At 71.3% G+C, this 17,234-nt stretch carries 14 protein-coding genes; 7 read left to right on the forward strand and 7 right to left on the reverse strand.

The window, feature by feature from the left end; translation table 11 throughout:
• Nucleotides 1-870 (reverse strand): glucose-1-phosphate thymidylyltransferase RfbA, encoded by an 870-nt coding sequence (gene rfbA / locus D7D94_RS00300; RefSeq protein WP_156240693.1) that lies wholly within the window; start codon nucleotides 868-870, stop codon nucleotides 1-3.
• A 115-nt stretch (nucleotides 871-985) separates the two neighbouring features.
• Here rfbA and D7D94_RS00305 point away from each other — a divergent pair, with 115 nt between their 5' ends.
• Entirely contained in the window at nucleotides 986-3,196 is a 2,211-nt protein-coding gene (locus D7D94_RS00305; protein WP_156240694.1) for a class-II aminoacyl-tRNA synthetase family protein, read from the forward strand.
• Here D7D94_RS00305 and D7D94_RS00310 read toward each other — a convergent pair.
• The 3 genes from D7D94_RS00310 to D7D94_RS00320 are packed head-to-tail and all read right to left on the reverse strand — an operon-like array spanning nucleotide 3,154 to nucleotide 5,416.
• Nucleotides 3,154-4,104, reverse strand: a complete 951-nt coding sequence (locus D7D94_RS00310; RefSeq protein ID WP_156240695.1) for a glycosyltransferase family 2 protein — start codon at nucleotides 4,102-4,104, stop codon at nucleotides 3,154-3,156. The two genes, D7D94_RS00305 and D7D94_RS00310, sit on opposite strands and share 43 nt — an antisense overlap.
• Nucleotides 4,101-4,931: a glycosyltransferase family 2 protein gene (locus D7D94_RS00315; protein ID WP_156240696.1), complete on the reverse strand. Its 831-nt coding sequence runs from the start codon at nucleotides 4,929-4,931 to the stop codon at nucleotides 4,101-4,103. Before D7D94_RS00315 ends, D7D94_RS00310 begins: the two co-directional genes overlap by 4 nt.
• The gene (locus D7D94_RS00320) at nucleotides 4,928-5,416 is read right to left on the reverse strand and encodes a GtrA family protein (RefSeq protein ID WP_173024209.1); all 489 of its coding nucleotides are present in this window, start codon (nucleotides 5,414-5,416) and stop codon (nucleotides 4,928-4,930) included. The genes D7D94_RS00315 and D7D94_RS00320 overlap by 4 nt, the downstream gene beginning before the upstream one ends.
• A gap of 96 nt (nucleotides 5,417-5,512) precedes the next feature.
• Between D7D94_RS00320 and glf the strand changes: the two genes are divergently transcribed.
• On the forward strand, nucleotides 5,513-6,652 hold the full coding sequence (gene glf, locus D7D94_RS00325; RefSeq protein WP_156240698.1) for a UDP-galactopyranose mutase: 1,140 nt from the start codon (nucleotides 5,513-5,515) through the stop codon (nucleotides 6,650-6,652).
• A 10-nt stretch (nucleotides 6,653-6,662) separates the two neighbouring features.
• Nucleotides 6,663-8,708, forward strand: a complete 2,046-nt coding sequence (locus D7D94_RS00330) for a DUF6541 family protein (RefSeq protein ID WP_156240699.1) — start codon at nucleotides 6,663-6,665, stop codon at nucleotides 8,706-8,708.
• Nucleotides 8,709-8,845: 137 nt separating this feature from the next.
• On the opposite strand, the gene D7D94_RS00335 is transcribed toward D7D94_RS00330, so the two are convergent.
• Entirely contained in the window at nucleotides 8,846-9,304 is a 459-nt protein-coding gene (locus D7D94_RS00335) for a GtrA family protein (RefSeq protein ID WP_246171820.1), read from the reverse strand.
• A 132-nt stretch (nucleotides 9,305-9,436) separates the two neighbouring features.
• Here D7D94_RS00335 and D7D94_RS00340 point away from each other — a divergent pair, with 132 nt between their 5' ends.
• Genes D7D94_RS00340 through D7D94_RS00355 form a run of 4 tightly spaced genes read left to right on the forward strand, consistent with a single transcriptional unit; the run spans nucleotide 9,437 to nucleotide 13,404 of the window.
• On the forward strand, nucleotides 9,437-10,411 hold the full coding sequence (locus tag D7D94_RS00340; protein ID WP_156240701.1) for a glycosyltransferase: 975 nt from the start codon (nucleotides 9,437-9,439) through the stop codon (nucleotides 10,409-10,411).
• Nucleotides 10,408-11,205, forward strand: coding sequence for an ABC transporter permease (locus tag D7D94_RS00345; protein ID WP_156240702.1), 798 nt, complete (start codon nucleotides 10,408-10,410; stop codon nucleotides 11,203-11,205). The genes D7D94_RS00340 and D7D94_RS00345 overlap by 4 nt, the downstream gene beginning before the upstream one ends.
• Nucleotides 11,205-11,948, forward strand: coding sequence for an ABC transporter ATP-binding protein (locus D7D94_RS00350; RefSeq protein WP_156240703.1), 744 nt, complete (start codon nucleotides 11,205-11,207; stop codon nucleotides 11,946-11,948). Before D7D94_RS00345 ends, D7D94_RS00350 begins: the two co-directional genes overlap by 1 nt.
• Before the next feature lie 46 nt (nucleotides 11,949-11,994).
• A complete protein-coding gene (locus D7D94_RS00355; protein ID WP_156240704.1) occupies nucleotides 11,995-13,404 on the forward strand; it encodes a glycosyltransferase 61 family protein in 1,410 nt (469 codons plus the stop codon).
• Between the two features lie 49 nt (nucleotides 13,405-13,453).
• Here the strand turns inward: D7D94_RS00355 and D7D94_RS00360 are convergent, their stop codons facing one another.
• Both D7D94_RS00360 and D7D94_RS00365 read right to left on the reverse strand, forming a co-directional pair.
• The gene (locus D7D94_RS00360; RefSeq protein WP_156240705.1) at nucleotides 13,454-15,493 is read right to left on the reverse strand and encodes an acyltransferase family protein; all 2,040 of its coding nucleotides are present in this window, start codon (nucleotides 15,491-15,493) and stop codon (nucleotides 13,454-13,456) included.
• Nucleotides 15,494-15,499: 6 nt separating this feature from the next.
• On the reverse strand, nucleotides 15,500-17,152 hold the full coding sequence (locus D7D94_RS00365; protein ID WP_156240706.1) for a glycosyltransferase family 2 protein: 1,653 nt from the start codon (nucleotides 17,150-17,152) through the stop codon (nucleotides 15,500-15,502).
• Nucleotides 17,153-17,234: the final 82 nt, after the last annotated feature.

Consider the following 17,234-nt stretch of genomic DNA (forward strand, 5'->3'; position numbering starts at 1 on the left):
TCACTTCCCCCGTTCCAGGACCTCGAGGAGGTACGTCCCGTACCCCGACTTCACGAGCTTCTCCGCCCGCTCCCGCAGCTCGTCATCCGACAAGAACCCCTGCCGCCATCCGATCTCCTCCGGGCACCCGATCTTCAAGCCCGTCCGCCGCTCGATCGTGCGCACGTAGTCCGCCGCGTCGGTCATCTGGTCGAACGTCCCCGTGTCGAGCCACGCCGTCCCGCGCGGCAGCACCTCGACCTGCAGCTTCCCGCGCTCGAGGTAGGCCGCGTTCACATCCGTGATCTCCAGCTCCCCGCGGGGCGAGGGCTTCAGGTTCCGGGCGATCTCCACCACATCGTTGTCGTAGAAGTACAGCCCCGGGATGGCGTAGTTCGACTTCGGATCCGCGGGCTTCTCCTCCAGCGACACCGCCCGGCCGTCACGATCGAACTCCACCACGCCGTACGCGGAGGGCTCCGCGACCCAGTACGCGAACACCGCTCCGCCGTCGACGTCCTCGTACCGCTTCAGCTGCGTGCCCAGCCCCGGCCCGTACAGCAGGTTGTCGCCCAGGACCAGCGCGACGCTGTCGTCGCCGATGAAATCCGCGCCGATCGTAAACGCCTGCGCCAGGCCATCCGGCGACGGCTGCACCGCGAACGTGATCTGCACGCCGAACTGCGACCCGTCGCCCAGCAGCCGCTCGAACGACGCCGCATCATGCGGGGTCGTGATCACGAGGATCTCCCGCACCCCCGCCAGCATCAACGTCGACAGGGGGTAGTACACCATCGGCTTGTCGTACACCGGAACCAGCTGCTTCGACGTGCCCAACGTCACCGGATGCAGCCGCGTACCCGAGCCGCCCGCGAGAATGATGCCCTTCACACAGCCCATCGTGGCACAGCGGACGCCCGGATCCGCGCGCGGGGCGCGCGCGGCCGTGCGGTTTACCATCGTCTCTGGCCCGTCGCGCGGCGGCGGAGCGAGCAGCGGAGGACTTATGACGGCGGACGGCGGCACCACGACGCATCGGGCGCACCGGGTGGGATGGCCGCTGCTGGCGGTCGTCGTGACCCTCGCTCTGGCGGCGTCGCGGCTCCTCGTGACGCCGCGCTTCTACTTCTCCGACGACACCGAGCGCGGGTCGGCCGGGCAGTGGTGGCAGCTCGGAGACCAGCTGCTGCAGGGGAAGCTGCCCATGCTCGACCCGTCGGCCTGGCAGGCGGGCAACTACTGGGCGGAGGGGCAGTGGGGTCTCCTCAACCCGATGACGTGGCTCATCGCGATCACCGCGCGCCTGAGCGAGAGCCCCGTGCTGCACGCCACCGTGGTGAAGCTCGTCTTCCTCGCGGTGCTCGCGCTGGGCGTGCACCTGCTCGCGCGCCAGTTCGGAGCGCACCGGCCATGGGCCGCCCTCGCCGGCGTGCTCGTGCCGGCATCGGGCTTCGTCGTCTACATGGACGCCGCGTCGTGGTCGACCGATCTCATCAACGTCGCGCTCTTCCCGTGGGTGTGGTGGGCGCTGCGGCGCACCGTCGAGCACCGCCGCTCGCCGCTGCCGTATCTGGCCGCGAGCTACCTGCTCGTCACCGTCGGCTACGTCTTCGGCGTGATGATGCTCGTGGTCGTCCTCGTGGAGTCCCTCGTGCGGCACGCGGTCCGCCGAGACCCGGCACGCGTCATCCGCACCCTGCTCGCGTCGGCGTGGGGAGCCCTCCTCACGATCGTCGTCTACCTGCCCGCGGTGCTGACGGCGCCCGTCACCGAGCGCGGCAACGCGCCGTTCGAGAACCTCGGGTTCCTCAACGCCGACCTGACCGACCTCGCCGCGTCGGGCAACCCCTGGGTGAGCGCGACCATCCGCGCGTGGGGAGGCGACATCACGGAGGGGCCGCTCGTCTACATCGCGTGGGTGCTCCTGCTCCTGCCGTTCGCCCTGCCGCTCGCGCGGTCGGCCGTGCGGCGCGCCATCCCGCTGTTCGTCCTGGGCGGCGTCGTGCTGGCGCTCGTCCTCGGCCCGAGCCACATGGGCCCCATCCGGTGGCCGCTGCGGCTCATCCCGTACCTCGCGATCGTGCTCGTCGTGCTCTTCGTCGTGGGCATCTCGCGGCGCTTCCCCGCGGGCGCCACGCGCCGGGCGTTCTGGCTCTCCGCGCTCGTCATCGGCGTCACGTCGCTGCTGACCTGGGGAAACGGCCCGTACGCGTGGAAGGCGGTGCTCGCGGCCGCCGTCGTGTCCTTCGCCGCCCTCGTCCTGCTGCGGTGGGCGGCGCGCTCGCCCCGCGTGCGGCGTCGATCGGCGGTCGCCGCGCTCGGAGCGATGGCGATCACCGCCGTGTTCACGGCGGGGCAGCTGCCCCTGCTGCCGACCTCGCCGCTGCCGAGTCGCGCCGCCCCCGACAGCGCGACGGCGCTGCAGTCCGTGCTCCCCGACGAGCACGGCGACGCGATCGTCGTGGGCGACGCCGAGGACGGCTGGCAGGATGGCCGGAGCTGGCGGGAGCGCCTCCTCGCGAACCTCTGGTACTTCAGCCCGACCGACGTCAGCAGCCTCTACACGGTGCTGCCGTTCGAGGCGTTCGGCGACGACCTCTGCATCGACCTGCGCGGGGAGACCTGCGAGGACGCGCTGGAGACGCTGTGGTCGGTCGACGACGAGACCGGCGAGCGGGTGTCCGACCTCATGAGCGTGAGCACCGTCGTCGCGATGAAGGACACGTACCCGCGCGAGCCCGCGGCGCCGGAGGGCTGGCACCTCGCCGCCGATGGCGAGTACACATGGCTCTTCGAGCGCGACGAGGAGCTGCCAGCGGCGGGCGGGGTGACCTGGACCGCACCCGACACCCGCGTGGAGGTGACCGCCGAGAGCGACACCGCCGTGACCTTCGCCGTCGACCAGGCGGGGGAGGACGGGCGCGTGGTGCTCAGCCGCCTGCCGTACCCGGGGTACCGCGTGACGGGAGCGGAGGCGACCGAGCCGCTGCGCGGCTGGCTGCTCACGATCGACGTCTCCGACGTCGCGCCGGGCGACACCGTGACCGTGTCGTTCCGCCCGCCGGCCTGGCCGCTCCTCCTCGGCGCGTACGGGCTCGCGCTGCTCATCGGCGCGGGCTGGCTGATCGGCCGCGGCGTGCTGCGCCGACGCGGCGTGCTGCGTCGGCGTGCGGCTCAGCGCTCGGGCGGACCCGTCTCGGCGACCGCGAAGGCGTAGAGCGGGCGGCCCTGCACTTCGACGTAGATGCGTCCGAGGTAGCTGCCGAGGACCCCGAGCATGAGCATCTGGATCCCGCCGAGGAGGAACATCCCCGCGGCGAGGTACGTCCATCCCTCGATGACGGAGCCGGGGCTCACCAGCCGGGCGACGACGAGGTAGATCGTCCACAGCAGCGCGATGATCGCCATCGTGCCGCCGACGCGGCTGATGAGCTTGAGCGGCGCGGTCGAGAAGCCGAAGATGCCGTCGCCGGCGAGCTTCAGCATCTTCCGCAGCGGGTATCCCGTCTCGCCCGCGTGCCGGGCATCGCGGTCGAAGAGCACGGCCTCCTGGCGGAAGCCGATGGAGGCGACGAGGCCGCGGATGAACCGGTTGTGCTCGGGGTGCTTGCGCAGCTCCGCCACCACGCGGCGGTCCATGAGGCGGAAGTCCCCGGTGTCGCGGGGGATGTCGACGTTCGCGAGGTGGCTGAGCAGCCAGTAGAAGCCATGCGCGGTCGTGCGCTTGAAGAGGCCGTCGTCGCGTGTGCGGCGCTGCGCGTAGGCGACGTCGACGCCGTCCTCCCAGCGCGCGACGAGCTCGAGGCTCACCTCCGGCGGGTCCTGCAGGTCGCTGTCCATCACGATCACGGCGTCGGCGTCGGCGACGTCGAGCCCGGCCGTGACGGCGATCTGATGCCCGTAGTTGCGGGCGAGGGAGTACACCGACACGCGGGGATCGCGTGCGCGCAGGTCGCGGAGGAGCTCGAGCGACCGGTCGCGGCTGCCGTCGTCGACGTAGACGAACTCCACGTCGTAGCGGTCGGCGAGGGTCGCGGCGACCGCCGTCAGCCGCTCGTGGAGGAGGGGGATGTTGCCCTCCTCGTTGTGGATCGGCAGCACGTAGGCGATGCGACGACGGCTCATCCCATCCTCCGCTTCAGGACGCGGTACGAGACGCGCCGAGCCTGGGCCATGAGACCGGCGCGGATGTCGCCCATCCGCCGGTCGGCCTCGCTCACGATGTCGGGGTGCTCGGCGCGCAGCCATGCGCTGAAGCGCCGCGCTTCGGCGGTCTGCGCATCGACGAGCGCGACCGACCACTGGCCGTCGCTCATCCGGAACGTGGCGCCCACCTCCAGGTCGGGCGTGAAGCCGCCGCCGACGAGCACGCGCGCGTAGCTGGCGAGGTCGATGAAATACGAGAAGTCCTCGTGCCATCCGCCCGCGGCCGCGAGCGCCTCGCGGCGCATCATCACCGAGGCGGGCTCGCCGAGGAGGTTCCGCCCGGCGCGGACGGTGCGGCGCAGGGCGTCGGCGCCCGACATCGCGCGGCCGAGGCCGGTGAGGCCCCACCCGCCCATGACGACCTTGCCGGAGGCGTCGACGATGTCGCGCTTCGATGCCGTGAGGACGGCGCCGGTCTCCTCGAGGAGCCGCGCCTGGCGGGCCAGCACGCCGGGCCGCAGCACGTCGTCGCCGCACACGAGCTTGACGTAGGCGCCGGTGGCCGCATCGGTCACGCGGTTCCAGTTGCGCACCGCGCCGCCGCCGCCCTCCGTGCGCAGCAGCGTCACGCGGGGGTCGGGGTCGAAGGCCTGCATGACCTCCCACGTGTCGTCGGCCGATGCGTGGTCGGCGACGATCAGCTCGAGGTCCTCGACCTGCTGATCGAGCACCGAGCGGAGCGTCTCCGCCAGCGTGCGGGCGTTGTTGTACGCGGGCACGACCACGCTGATGCGCGGCGTCGTCATGGGGTGTCCTCCTGCTTGCGATGGAACGAGAAGCGGCTGTGGCCGAACCAGCTGACGACGGCGATCACGAACGTGAAGAGGAACTGCGCGACGATCTCGTGCCATCCGAGCCAGATCTTCAGCGGCGGCACCACGACGAGGTTGAGCACGAACGTGCCGAGGTACACGAGCTGGAAGCGGAAGAAGTCCAGCCACAGGTGCCCGCGCACGCGGAAGACGAGCCTGCGGTAGAAGACGAAGGCGCTCAGCGTGCTCGTGATCTGCGCGCACACGATGACGGCGAACACCGTCCAGTCGGCGTCCGGCCATCCGCGTCGGAACAGGAACGAGAACAGCACGAACCAGGCGAAGCCGATGGCGGTGTTGATCGCGCCGACGAAGAGGAAGGCGACGCGGCGGTCGCGGAAGAGGCGCAGCAGCGGGCCGTCCGGCCCGCTCATCCCGGCGACGGCCTCGGTCTCGGCGGGGGTTCCTGGTTCGCTCATGTGCCGCATCAGGATACGCGAGGGGCTTGCACGTAGACTCTCCGAGGCCGCGACAGCGCGCCAGGGCCCTTCCCCTTGAGAGAAAGAGCACCCCGCATGGATCTCCTCGTCGTCGGCTCCGGCTTCTTCGGACTCACCATCGCCGAGCGCGCTGCAGACGCCGGCCGCAAGGTCACCGTCATCGACCGCCGCCACCACATCGGCGGCAACGCGTACTCGGAGAACGAGCCCGAGACGGGCATCGAGGTGCACCGCTACGGCGCGCACCTCTTCCACACCTCGAACGAGAAGGTGTGGGAGTACGTCAACCGCTTCACGACGTTCACGAACTACGTGCACCGCGTCTACACGAACCACAGCGGCGTCGTGTACCCGCTGCCGGTGAACCTCGGCACGATCAACCAGTTCTTCCAGGCCGCGTACTCGCCCGACGAGGCGCGCGCGCTGGTGCGCGAGCAGGCCGGCGAGTTCGACGTGAAGACCGCGCGCAACTTCGAGGAGAAGGGCATCGCCCTCGTGGGCCGCCCGCTGTTCGAGGCGTTCTTCCGCGACTACACCGCGAAGCAGTGGCAGACCGACCCCCGGCAGCTGTCCGGCGACATCATCAGCCGCCTGCCCGTGCGCTACAACTACGACAACCGCTACTTCAACGACACGCACGAGGGTCTGCCGACCGACGGCTACACGGCGTGGCTCGAGCGGATGGCCGACCACCCGAACATCGACGTGCAGCTGAACGTGGACTTCTTCGACGAGTCGCAGCCGCTGAACAAGAAGGCGCTCGTCGGCCAGGTGCCGATCGTCTACACCGGCCCGGTCGACCGCTACTTCGACGACGTCGAGGGCGCGCTCAGCTGGCGCACGCTGGACTTCGAGGAGGAGGTCCTGCACGTCGGCGACTTCCAGGGCACGCCCGTCATGAACTACCCGGACGCCGACGTGCCGTTCACGCGCATCCACGAGTTCAAGCACTTCCACCCCGAGCGCGCCGACGTCTACCCCGATGACAAGACCGTCATCATGCGGGAGTTCTCGCGGTTCGCCGAGGCGACGGACGAGCCGTACTACCCCGTCAACACCGACGAGGACCGTGCGCGCCTGCTCGCCTACCGCGAGCTGGCGAAGGGGGAGAAGGACGTGCACTTCGGCGGCCGCCTCGGCACGTACCAGTACCTCGACATGCACATGGCGATCGGCTCCGCGCTGTCGATGTGGCAGAACCAGCTGAACGCCTGAGCCGGCTCCCGTGAGCTGGGCCGCGGCGGCGCCCGCGATCGTCTCGGCGGGCCTCGCGGTGCTCGCGCCGGGACTGGTCGCGACGGCGCCGCTGCGGATGGCCGTGCTCGCGCGGATCGCGATCGCCCCGCTCGTCGGGGTGTGCTGCGTGGGCGCGGCCGCCGCGGTGTTCGGCGCCGCCGGCCTGCCGTTCCACCTCGTGCAGGTGATCGCCGTGGCCCTCGCCGGCTCGGCGGTGTCGCTGCTCCTGCGGGGCCGCCTGGCGATCCCGGGGCGACCGGGGCCATCCCGCCCGCCGCTGGCGGCGAAGCCGCTGCTGGCGATGTGGGCGGTCGCGGCCGCGATGGTCGCGATCGTGGCCTTCTCGGGGGTGCCCGATCCGTCGCGCATCTCCCAGACGTATGACAACGTCTTCCACCTGTCCGCGGTGGCGGCGATCCTCGACGGCTTCTCCGCGTCGCCGCTCACGCTGCGCGCGCTGATCGAGACCGGCGCCCCTGGCCTCGCGTACTACCCGTCGGCCTGGCATGCGCTCGTCGTGATGACGGCGCAGGGGAGCGGGGCGGACCCGGCCGTCGCCTTCAATGCGCTCTGGCTCGCGGTGCAGACGCTCGTCTGGCTGCCGGGCGTCGCCTACCTGGCGCGCGTCGCCCTGCCCGGCCGCTCGCCGGCGACCACGGCCCTGGCCGCGCTGCCGCTCGCCGCCGCCTTCGGCATGTTCCCCTACGCGCTGCTGGCGTGGGGCACGATCTACCCGACCGCGCTCGCGCACGCCCTGCTGCCGAGCGCGGTGGCGGTGACGGTCGTGGCGGTGCGCGGCGTGGCCTCTCCCGGACGCGGCGCCCGCCGGCGCGCGGCGCTCCTCGGCATCGTCGGGTTCGCCCTCGTGATGAGCGGCCTCGCGGTCGCGCACCCGCGGGTGCTCCCGACCTGGCTGCTCCTCGTGCTGCTGTTCGTCGCCGGCGTGCTCGTGAGCTCCTTCCGGCGCGCCTGGCGCCGAGGCGGGCGCTCACGTCACGGCGCGATCGCCGCCGTCGCCGCGGGCACCGTGGTCGGCATCGTCGTCGCGGTGGCCGCGCTCGCGTTCGCGGTGACGCGGGTCGGGCTCCTCGACGAGCCGATCGCCGACCGGCTCTCGGGGCCGCAGGCGCGCGCGGTGCAGAGCCTCGGCGACGGGCTGCTGCAGGTGCTGACGATGCGGTCGCTGACCGGCGACGGCGGCGTGACGGCCCCGGCGCCGCTGCTCGCTCTCCTCGTCGTCCTCGGCGCACTCGCCGCCTTCCGCGCGCGGCGCACCCGCTGGATGGTCGTGGCGCTCGTCCTCATCGCGGCGCTGTTCGCGCTCGCCGCCGGCTCCGACGGCGTCGTCGCGAAGCTCGCCACCGGCATCTGGTACAAGGACCGCTTCCGCCTCGCCGCCGCCCTGCCGGTCGTCGCCGCGCCGCTCGCGGCGCTCGGCGCGCTGGCGCTGGCGCGGCTGCTCGCGCGCGTGCCGCGACCCCGATGGATCGCCCGGGAGGGCGCCACCGCCCCCGCGATCGCCCTCGTCGTGGCGATCGCCTCGGTGGCCGGCCTGGTGGCCACCGGCACGACGTCGGCCATCGCGCGCGCGTTCGCGCTGCCGGAAGACCGCGCCGAGCACGCCGTCGTCTCGCAGCGGCAGATCGACTTCCTCCGCGGCCCGGTCGCCGACACGGTGCCGTCGGATCAGCGCGTCCTGGGCGACCCGTGGGACGGGTCGGCGCTCGCGCTCCTCTTCGCGGGGCGGGAGCCGGTCTTCCCGCACGTCAACGGCCAGTGGGATCCGGCGCGCCTGACGCTCGCGTGGCACCTGGCCGACATCGAGCACGATCCGGATGTCTGCCGTGCGCTCGACGAGCTGCGCGTGCGCTTCGTGCTGTACGACCCGCACGCTCTGGCGGGCGGAGACCCCTCGGGCGATCACTTCCCGGGCCCGCACGAGGCGGTGGAGGCGGGACTCCTCACGCCAGTCGCGACGGATGGGACATCCGCGCTGTACCGCGTCGACCAGTGCGGGCCGCTGCCCGCGGAGTGATCGGGGGCGTGCTGCCGCCGTGCCGCCGGCCACTCGTGCACTCGGCGGAGGAGATGTGCACCCGGGAGGAGGGATGCGCGGGATTCCCTCCTCCGAAATGCGCATCTCCTCCCGGCTCCCCGGCTCCGGGGCTCCGGTCAGCGGGTCGGCGGAGCCGGCTCCTCATGGGGGAAGACGAACCGGTCGTACGTGAGGAACCGGAAGACCGTCGCGAGCGTCTGCCCGATGAACGTGCCGGAGACGTTGTCGGCGATCACGTCGTCGAGGCCGAGCACGTACCGCGAGAACGCCAGGCACCCGAGCTGCAGGCCGATCGCGATGAGGTTGCACAGGACGAAGATCGCGTACCGGGAGAGCCGGTGGGGGAGGTGGCGGTCGGAGTACGTCCAGTAGCGGTTGCCCACGTACGTCACGATCGACGCGATGACGATCGAGATGATCTTCGCCACGAGCGGCTGGCCGTGCAGCGGGCCGTCGCCCGTGACCCAGAACACGAGCAGGTTGTAGACGCCGGCGTCGACGAGGAAGGCGAGCCCGCCGATCACGAGGAAGGCTCCGGCCTGCCTGGCCTTCCGGGTCGCGGTGCTCGCGTGCATCATGCTCCTCGTGAGGGCGGCGTGTGCCGAGGAGTTCGACAGTGCCGCGTGCTAGCCTGAACCGGCTCCGACGGCGGCCGTCTCGGCGCCACGCGGTCCACAGAAGATCCTACGTCGCCGAAAGTGCTCTCCATGTCGTCCCCTGTCATCGCCGCGATCGTCCCCTGCTACAACGAGGAGCTCGCGGTCGGCAAGGTCGTGCGCGACCTGCGCGCAGCCGTTCCCGGGATGACGGTCTACGTCTACGACAACAACAGCTCCGACCGCACCGCCGAGGTCGCTCGCGAGGCCGGCGCGATCGTGCGCCGGGAAGAGCGCAAGGGCAAGGGCAACGTCGTGCGCCGCGCGTTCGCCGACGTCGATGCCGACATCTACGTGATGATCGACGGCGACGACACCTACGACGCCGCCGCGCTGCCGGAGATGATCCGCACCCTGCGCGAGGGCCCCTACGACCACGTGCTCGGCGTGCGCGACCAGAAGACCGACACCGCGTACCGGCCGGGTCACGAGCTCGGCAACCGCGGGTTCAACTGGCTCGTCGGCGGCGTCTTCGGGTCGGAGGTCAGCGACATGCTCTCCGGCTACCGGGTGATGTCACGCCGTTTCGTGAAGAGCTTCCCCGCGGCGTCCCGCGAATTCGAGATCGAGACCGAGCTGACCGTGCACGTCATGAGCATCCGGGTGCCCCAGGCGGAGATCCCGGTCGGGTTCCGCGACCGGCCGGAGGGCAGCGAGAGCAAGCTGCGCACCTACCACGACGGCTTCCGCATCCTCTCGCTCATCGTGCAGCTCATCCGCTACGAGCGCCCGCTCCTCTTCTACGGCGTCCTCGGGGCGCTGGCCGTCCTCGTCGGCGTGCTCATGGGCATCCCGCTCGTCGTGGAGTTCGCGCAGACGGGCCTCGTCCCGCGATTCCCCACGGCCATCCTGGCGGTCGGGTTCGGCCTGACCGGCGCCCTGGCGTGGACGGTCGGGTTCGTCCTCGACGGCGTGCTGCGGGCGCGCCGCGAGCAGAGCCGCCTCAGCTACCTGCAGTACGCCGCGCCGGCGAGCACCGACAGCACGGGCTCCGAGCCGCCGATCCTGCGGGACGCCGCGTCGTGACCGCCGGCGTCGTCGGCGCACCGGGAACGCCGCGGCGGTACCTCCATTCCCTGTGGCTGCTGTCCGCACGAGACCTGAAGGTGCGCTACGCCACGAGCTGGCTGGGCTACCTGTGGTCGATCCTCGATCCGCTCGTCATGAGCCTCATCTACTGGTTCGTGTTCACGCAGGTGTTCCATCGCGGCGGCCGTGTCGGGGAGGAGCCGTACATCGTCTTCCTCATCACCGCCATCCTGCCGTGGGTGTGGTTCAACTCCTCGGTCACCGACTTCACGAAGGCCTTCAACAAGGACGCGAAGCTCGTCCGATCCACGTCCATCCCGCGCACCATCTGGATCAATCGGATCGTCCTCAGCAAGGGCGTGGAGTTCCTGTGCGCGCTGCCGGTGCTCGCGGTCTTCGCGATCGTCAACGGCGCCCAGGTCGGATGGCAGCTGCTGCTGTTCCCCGTCGCCGTCCTCCTGCAGGCGGTGCTGCTCGTCGGACTGGGTCTCCTCGTCGCCCCGCTGTGCGTGCTGTTCAGCGATCTCGAGCGCACGACGCGGCTCATCCTGCGCGCGCTGTTCTACGCCACACCGATCATCTACGGACTCGGCGACCTCCCCGGAGTCGTCTCGGATCTCGGCGCGATCAACCCCCTCGCGGGGATCGTCACGCTCTACCGCGTCGGGTTCTTCCCCGGCCAGTGGGATGGCACGGCCGTGCTGATCGCCGCTGTCCTGTCCTTCGTCATCCTCGGCGCCGGCGTCCTCACCTTCCGACGGCTCGAGCGACCGCTGCTGAAGGAGCTGTGATGGGGGAGGAGCGGTACGCGATCGAGGCGGACGGTCTCGGGGTGCGCTTCCGGCGCAACCGCCGCGGTCGGCGCAGCATCAAGTCGATGTTCGCGAGCGCGTCCCGACGCGCGCCGAAGGACGAGTTCTGGGCGCTGCGGGACGTGTCATTCCAGGTGGAGCCCGGCGAGTCGATCGGCGTCGTGGGGCGCAACGGCCAGGGGAAGTCGACGCTGCTGAAGCTCGTCGCCGGGGTGCTGCTGCCCGACGAGGGAGCGGTCGCGGTCCGCGGCGGCGTGGCCCCGCTCATCGAGATCACGGGCGGGTTCGTCGGCGACCTCACGGTGCGCGAGAACGTGCGGCTGACCTCGGGCCTGCACGGCATGAGCCGCGCGCACATCGCCTCGCGCTACGACGACATCATCGCGTTCGCCGAGCTCGAGGACTTCCAGGACACCCCGTACAAGCACCTGTCGAACGGCATGAAGGTGCGCCTGGCGTTCTCCGTCGTCTCGCAGCTGGACGAGCCCATCCTGCTCGTGGACGAGGTGCTCGCGGTCGGCGACAAGGCGTTCCGCGCGAAGTGCTACGCGCGCATCGACGAGCTCCTCGCCGCCGGGCGCACGCTGTTCTTCGTCAGCCACAGCGAGCGCGACCTCCGCCGCTTCTGCACGCGCGGCCTCTACATCCGCGAGCACGCGCTCGTGATGGACGGGCCCATCGACGCGGTGATCGACGCGTACAACGCCGACAACCCATCGTGAGGCGACGCGCCCGGCTCCAGCAGGCCGTCGCGCTACAGTGATCGGGATGGAACCCCTCTCCGCGCGCACCGTGACCGACGCCGTCGTCTCCCCCGTCGCCCGGCATCGGGAGCCGGGGGACGAGCATGATCGCCTGCTCATGGGCGTCTTCGACGGCGCCGACGACTACGTGCCCGGCACCGTGACCGATCGGCGCTCGGGCGAGCGCGGCGAGCCGGCGCCTGCCGAGCTGCGCGCGGGCGACGAGCCGGGCCCGCACCCGGAGGCGATCTACGCCGGCAAGCTGCACATGCACTTCGGACACTTCCTGCTCGAGTCGCTCGCGCGGCTGTGGTTCGCGCGCGATCGGCCCCACGTCGCCGTGGTGTGGACCGCTGAGCACACCTGGGAGGACGAGTCGTTCCGTCCGTGGCAGCGGGAGATCCTCGACATCCTCGGCATCCGGAACCCGATCCTCTTCGTGACGCGTCCGACGCGGTTCGCCACGCTGCACGTCCCCGACATCGGATACCGCTACGACGACTGGATCCATCCCGACCACGCACGCTTCCTCGCGCAGCATGCCGGACCATCCGTCGAGCCGGGGCGACGCCTGTGGCTGTCCCGCAGCGCCATCCACTCCGACAACCGCGACCTCGGGGCGGAAGCGGCCGAGCGGCACCTCCGTGCAGCGGGATGGTTCGTCGCGCACCCCGAGCAGCTGACCGTGCGCGAGCAGCTGGATCAGCTCTCGCGCGCCGAGACGATCGCGGGGGAGGAGGGGTCGGCCTTCCACGCCGTGCTGCTGCTGGCCGACATCTCCGGCCGACGGCTCGAGGTCATCCGTCGTCGGGGCGCAGAGCACCGCAACTTCCGCACGATCGGCGAGGCGCGCGGCATCGAGCAGCGGTTCCATTCCCTGGCGGGGGAGCGGATCCTCCACGCGGAGGGGCGCGAGGTGACCAAGCTGTCGCGGAGCGCCGTCGCGCTTCTCGACGCGCTCGAGGTGCCGCGCGCGCTGCCGGTCGCGCCCCGACCCGGCGACCGCGCGGCCGCTCTCGTCTATCGGGAGGCGAAGGCGCAGCGTGTGCTGGAGGTGGGCGTGCGGACAGCCTTCGCCCCGGCCACCGCCGACGTGCGCACTGCGCTCATCGTGAGCACCCGCCTCGAGGAGGATCCTCGGGCGTATCCGGCGCTCGCCGGGCGCATCGAGGAGCTGCCGCTCACGCGCTACGTCGAGCTCTTCGTCGAGGAGCCGGGCACCTACGAGTTCATCAGGGTCGCGGGCGACGGCGAGGACGCGCTCCTGGCCGATGTCGACGAAACGCTGCGGTTCGCTGGCGCGGACACGACGTGGGTGCTCTGCGACGACGAGGCGGGCGCGGCCGCGGCCGACGCGCTCGTCCTGCAGCGCGGGTTCTCGGCGACCCGCGTGGAGCGCGGCGGAGAGGCCGCCCTGCTGCTCCGACGCGCCTGATCCGGCTCTCCCTCGGAGCGGAAGCGCGCGCGGGGCGCTGCGCTCCCGCTCAGCCCAGAGCGGCGGCCAGCCGGTCGGACAGGTACGGCGCGAGAGTCGCGGCATACGTCGCCGTCAGGTGGTGGCCGTCGCGGTACACCACCACGCCGCCGATGACAGCCGGGCACGTCCCGTCGGCGCAGTAGAACTCCGACATGTCGATGGTCGTCGCGTTCGGATCGCGCTCGGCCGCGGCGACCTGCCCGTCGTCGTGCATGACGACGTCGGCGGGATGCCCGCATCGCCCGGCCGCGGTGTCGGGATCGTCCTCGATGCACTGGATGGTGTCGGCCGGGAGGCGGGGGTTGTCCAGGATGGCGATCACCGGCACGTCGAGGTCGGGCCGCGCGCTCCAGGCGCTCACCATGCCCGACACCACGTCGGCATCCGCATCACGGCCGTCCGACGAGTGCGTGACGACGAACGCGTCGACGTCGTCGGCCTCCGCGACGTAGTCGGCGACCTCGCCGCGCCATGCGGTGCACGCGTCGGTCGAAGCCTGCGTCGAGCGCACGATGAGCGCGTCGGTCCAGTAGCAGCCACCGTGCCCCGCCACGTCGATGCGCCAGTTGCGCTCCTCGGCGATCTGCGCGTAGACGCCGACGAAGACGTTGCTGTGCGAGTCGCCGATCACGAGAAGGTGCCGGTCGTAGCCGGTCTTCGGGCCGAGCGAGCAGACGCGGAGCACCGTCTCATCGGGCCCCGACCAGCAGGCGTCGCGGTTCGCATCGTCGCTGCGCGCATCCTGCGGCGACGGCACCAGCGGGTAGTCGTCGAGCTCCGGGTTCTCGCAGGGCACGAGAGCGGGATCGATCGCCTCGGCGCCGAAGCAGTCGGGCCGGGTTTCGAGAAGAGTCTGCGTCGCGGTCACCGCGCGCTCCTCGTCGACGCGCAGCACCGCGGCGCCGGTCACCGGAACGATGAGGACGCACGCCATGCCCGCCGCGGCCCACAGTGCCACGGTCCGCGGGCGGCGCCGGGCGAGGAGACGCTCCGACAGACGCACGGGGTTCTCGATGAAGCGGGTCGACAGCCATGCCAGCACCAGCGAGACCGCGGCGATGCCGACCTTCTCGACGGTGGTGAGGGGCGTCCCGGTGACGAAGGGCACGAGGACCACGAGGGGCCAGTGCCAGAGATACACGGCGTACGACACCCCGCCGAGGAAGGCAACGGGAGCCAGCGCCCCGACGGGCGCGAGCACCGAGCGCGCGCCTCCCCACAGTGCCAGCGCCGTGCCGAGCACCGGCAGGAGCGCCGCGACGCCGGGGAACGGCACCTCGCCGGAGAGGACGACCGTGCTCAGAGCGATGAGCGCGACGCCGAGGAGGGCGACGACCTGCGCAACCGCGCGCCGGGACAGAGCGGGGAGGAACGACAGCAGCGCACCCAGCCCGAACTCCCACGCGCGCGTCAGCGTGGAGAAGTACGCCTGGCTGGCCGCCCAGCCGGTCAACCAGACCCCGTAGGCGAACGACGCGGCCGTCGCCACGACGAGCACGCCGACGACCACCCGACGCCACGGCAGGCGGCGCAGCGCCCACATCGCGACGATGAGGAGCAGCGGCAGGGCGATGTAGAACTGCTCCTCCACCGACAGCGTCCAGAAGTGCTGCACGGGGGAAGGCTGATTGTCGGCGGCCAGGTAGTCGACGCTGTCGAAGAGCAGCCGCCAGTTCTGCACATAGAGGACCGATGCGCCGATCTCGGCGAAGAACTGCTCCCACAGCGACCGCGGCACCCACACGAGGGTGCCGATCGCCGTCGCGATGAGGACGAGGAGCGACGCCGGCAGCAGTCGGGTCGCGCGCCGCGCCCAGAAGCGGGCCACCCCGATGCGCCCGGTCTTCTCGCGCTCGCGCACCAGGTGAGAGGTGATGAGGTATCCGCTGATGACGAAGAAGACGTCGACGCCCGCGAAGCCCCCGGGCAGCCGGTTCGGCCACAGGTGATAGAGCAGCACGCTGAGCACGGCGATCGCGCGCAGCGCCTGGATGTCCGGGCGGAACCCGGACGCGCGTGTCAGATCCGGGCGGCTCCGCCCCCGCAACGCCGGTCAGCCCCTGTGGCGCAGGCGCCGGACGAGGGCGGCGGGCGCGCCGCCGAGGCGGGCGTTCACGCCGCGCACGGCGGGGGCGAGGCGCCCGCCCGACGCGGCATTCGCACGCTGTGCGAGCTGGCGTGCCAGCGACGCCGCCGGGGCGGCCTCGCGCGCCCGCAGCGCCGCGACCTCCGCCTCGAGCTCGGCGATGCGCGGCTCCACGCGCGTGACCCGTGCGGACAGGTCCGCCTCGCGCAGGTCGATGAGCTGCGCGGTGTCGTTGGAGCCCCACTGGAAGCCCCAGACCCGGTCGACGAGGTCCTCGATGGCGTCGCCCTCGCCCTGGTAGCGACGAGCGCGGGCGAGAGCGGCGCTGTCCCAGATCGTGACCGAGTCGTCCTTCGTGTGCCCGGGTGTGAAGTAGCGGACCGCGCCGAGTCGGTTGCCGTCGATCTGGCGGTACATCTGCATGAGGCTGTCGCTCGTCACTCCCGCCGTGATCGGCAGGTCGACGCGATACGGGGCGGGGAAGACGGTCTCCGGCACCTCCTCCGCGAAGATGACGCGGTTGTCGGTGCGCAGCCACTCCCGTACGAGATACAGCTCGTTCATCGGGTCGGCCAGCATGCGGCGGCGCCCCTCGTGAAGCTGCGACCACGGGCCGACGAGCACCACGTGCACGTCGGTGAGCGTGCTGTTGAGCACGCGGTCCACGCAGTTGCGGGCGAGGTACGCGGTCTCCGGCGTCACCTCGACGACGACCTTGACCAGCGGCACCTCCCAGATGCGGTTGTCCGCCTTTCGGCGGTACCGGGGGATCGGCATGCGCTGCGCGAAGTGGACGTCGTTGTGCCAGGCCACCTTGACCGCATGGTCCTGCACGGTGCCGCGCCCGAGGTGCCAGGTGAGCGCCTCCTCGACGGGAATGAACACCGCGCCGGCCTGCCACAGCTGGTAGGCGATCTCGGTGTCCTCGCCGAGATGCAGGCGGGTGTCCTGGCCGAACGTGCGGTCGTACACCTCGCGCGTGACGGACGCGCACGCGCCCATGTGCGTGGAGTAGTTGCGCCCGTGCGAGGTGTTGAGGTCGTCGGTGTCGCGGAAGATCTGGATGGACCAGTGCTCGTGCAGCTGCGATCGGTCGTAGTCGTCGCCGATGGTGCCGTCTGCGACCTTCTCGAAGACCGACTCCGGCGTGTAGTCCCACGCCTCGATGAAGCCCTTGTTGCCGATCGTCGCGGCCTCGGGGATGAAGTGCGCCCACTTGGCGTGCTGGCGCACGTTGTCGCGGAACAGGATCATGTCGGAGTCGACCCAGTAGATGATGTCGCCCGAGGTGGCCTTGATGCCGATGTCGGTCGCGTTCGAGCGGCCCCAGCCCTCCTCGACGCGGATGAGCCGGATGTTCTTCGGCACGATGTCGCCGAGCTCGACGGGCGGCTCGCTGCCGTCGTCCACGACCACCACGTCGAGGAGGTCCTCGGGGTAGTCCTGGGCGGCGAGCGACGCCAGCGTCAGCGGGAGCGTCGCGCTGTTGTACGACGCGATCACCACGGAGACGGACTTCGTCGGCTCCCAGTCGTCCGGCAGCGTGCCGTCGAAGACGTCGCGCCACTGGTTCTGGAAGACGATGGGGGCGGGCTCGGGGGATGCGGCGGGCCTGGTCACCGCGCCATTCTATGGGGAGCAGTCTCCGAGACCGGTGGGCGCGCTCCCGTCCGCGCTCACACGGGCGGGAGAGGGGCGCACG

The sequence above is a fragment of the Microbacterium oryzae genome (assembly GCF_009735645.1).
Taxonomy (GTDB): Bacteria; Actinomycetota; Actinomycetes; order Actinomycetales; family Microbacteriaceae; genus Microbacterium; species Microbacterium oryzae.

Excerpts from the sequence above, each read along its gene's own strand:
- D7D94_RS00305 (WP_156240694.1), top strand. The coding sequence starts at position 986 with ATGACGGCGGACGGCGGCACCACGACGCATCGGGCGCACCGGGTGGGA.
- D7D94_RS00310 (WP_156240695.1), bottom strand. The coding sequence starts at position 4,104 with ATGAGCCGTCGTCGCATCGCCTACGTGCTGCCGATCCACAACGAGGAG.
- D7D94_RS00315 (WP_156240696.1), bottom strand. The coding sequence starts at position 4,931 with ATGACGACGCCGCGCATCAGCGTGGTCGTGCCCGCGTACAACAACGCC.
- D7D94_RS00320 (WP_173024209.1), bottom strand. The coding sequence starts at position 5,416 with ATGAGCGAACCAGGAACCCCCGCCGAGACCGAGGCCGTCGCCGGGATG.
- glf (WP_156240698.1), top strand. The coding sequence starts at position 5,513 with ATGGATCTCCTCGTCGTCGGCTCCGGCTTCTTCGGACTCACCATCGCC.
- D7D94_RS00335 (WP_246171820.1), bottom strand. The coding sequence starts at position 9,304 with ATGCACGCGAGCACCGCGACCCGGAAGGCCAGGCAGGCCGGAGCCTTC.
- D7D94_RS00340 (WP_156240701.1), top strand. The coding sequence starts at position 9,437 with ATGTCGTCCCCTGTCATCGCCGCGATCGTCCCCTGCTACAACGAGGAG.
- D7D94_RS00350 (WP_156240703.1), top strand. The coding sequence starts at position 11,205 with ATGGGGGAGGAGCGGTACGCGATCGAGGCGGACGGTCTCGGGGTGCGC.
- D7D94_RS00355 (WP_156240704.1), top strand. The coding sequence starts at position 11,995 with ATGGAACCCCTCTCCGCGCGCACCGTGACCGACGCCGTCGTCTCCCCC.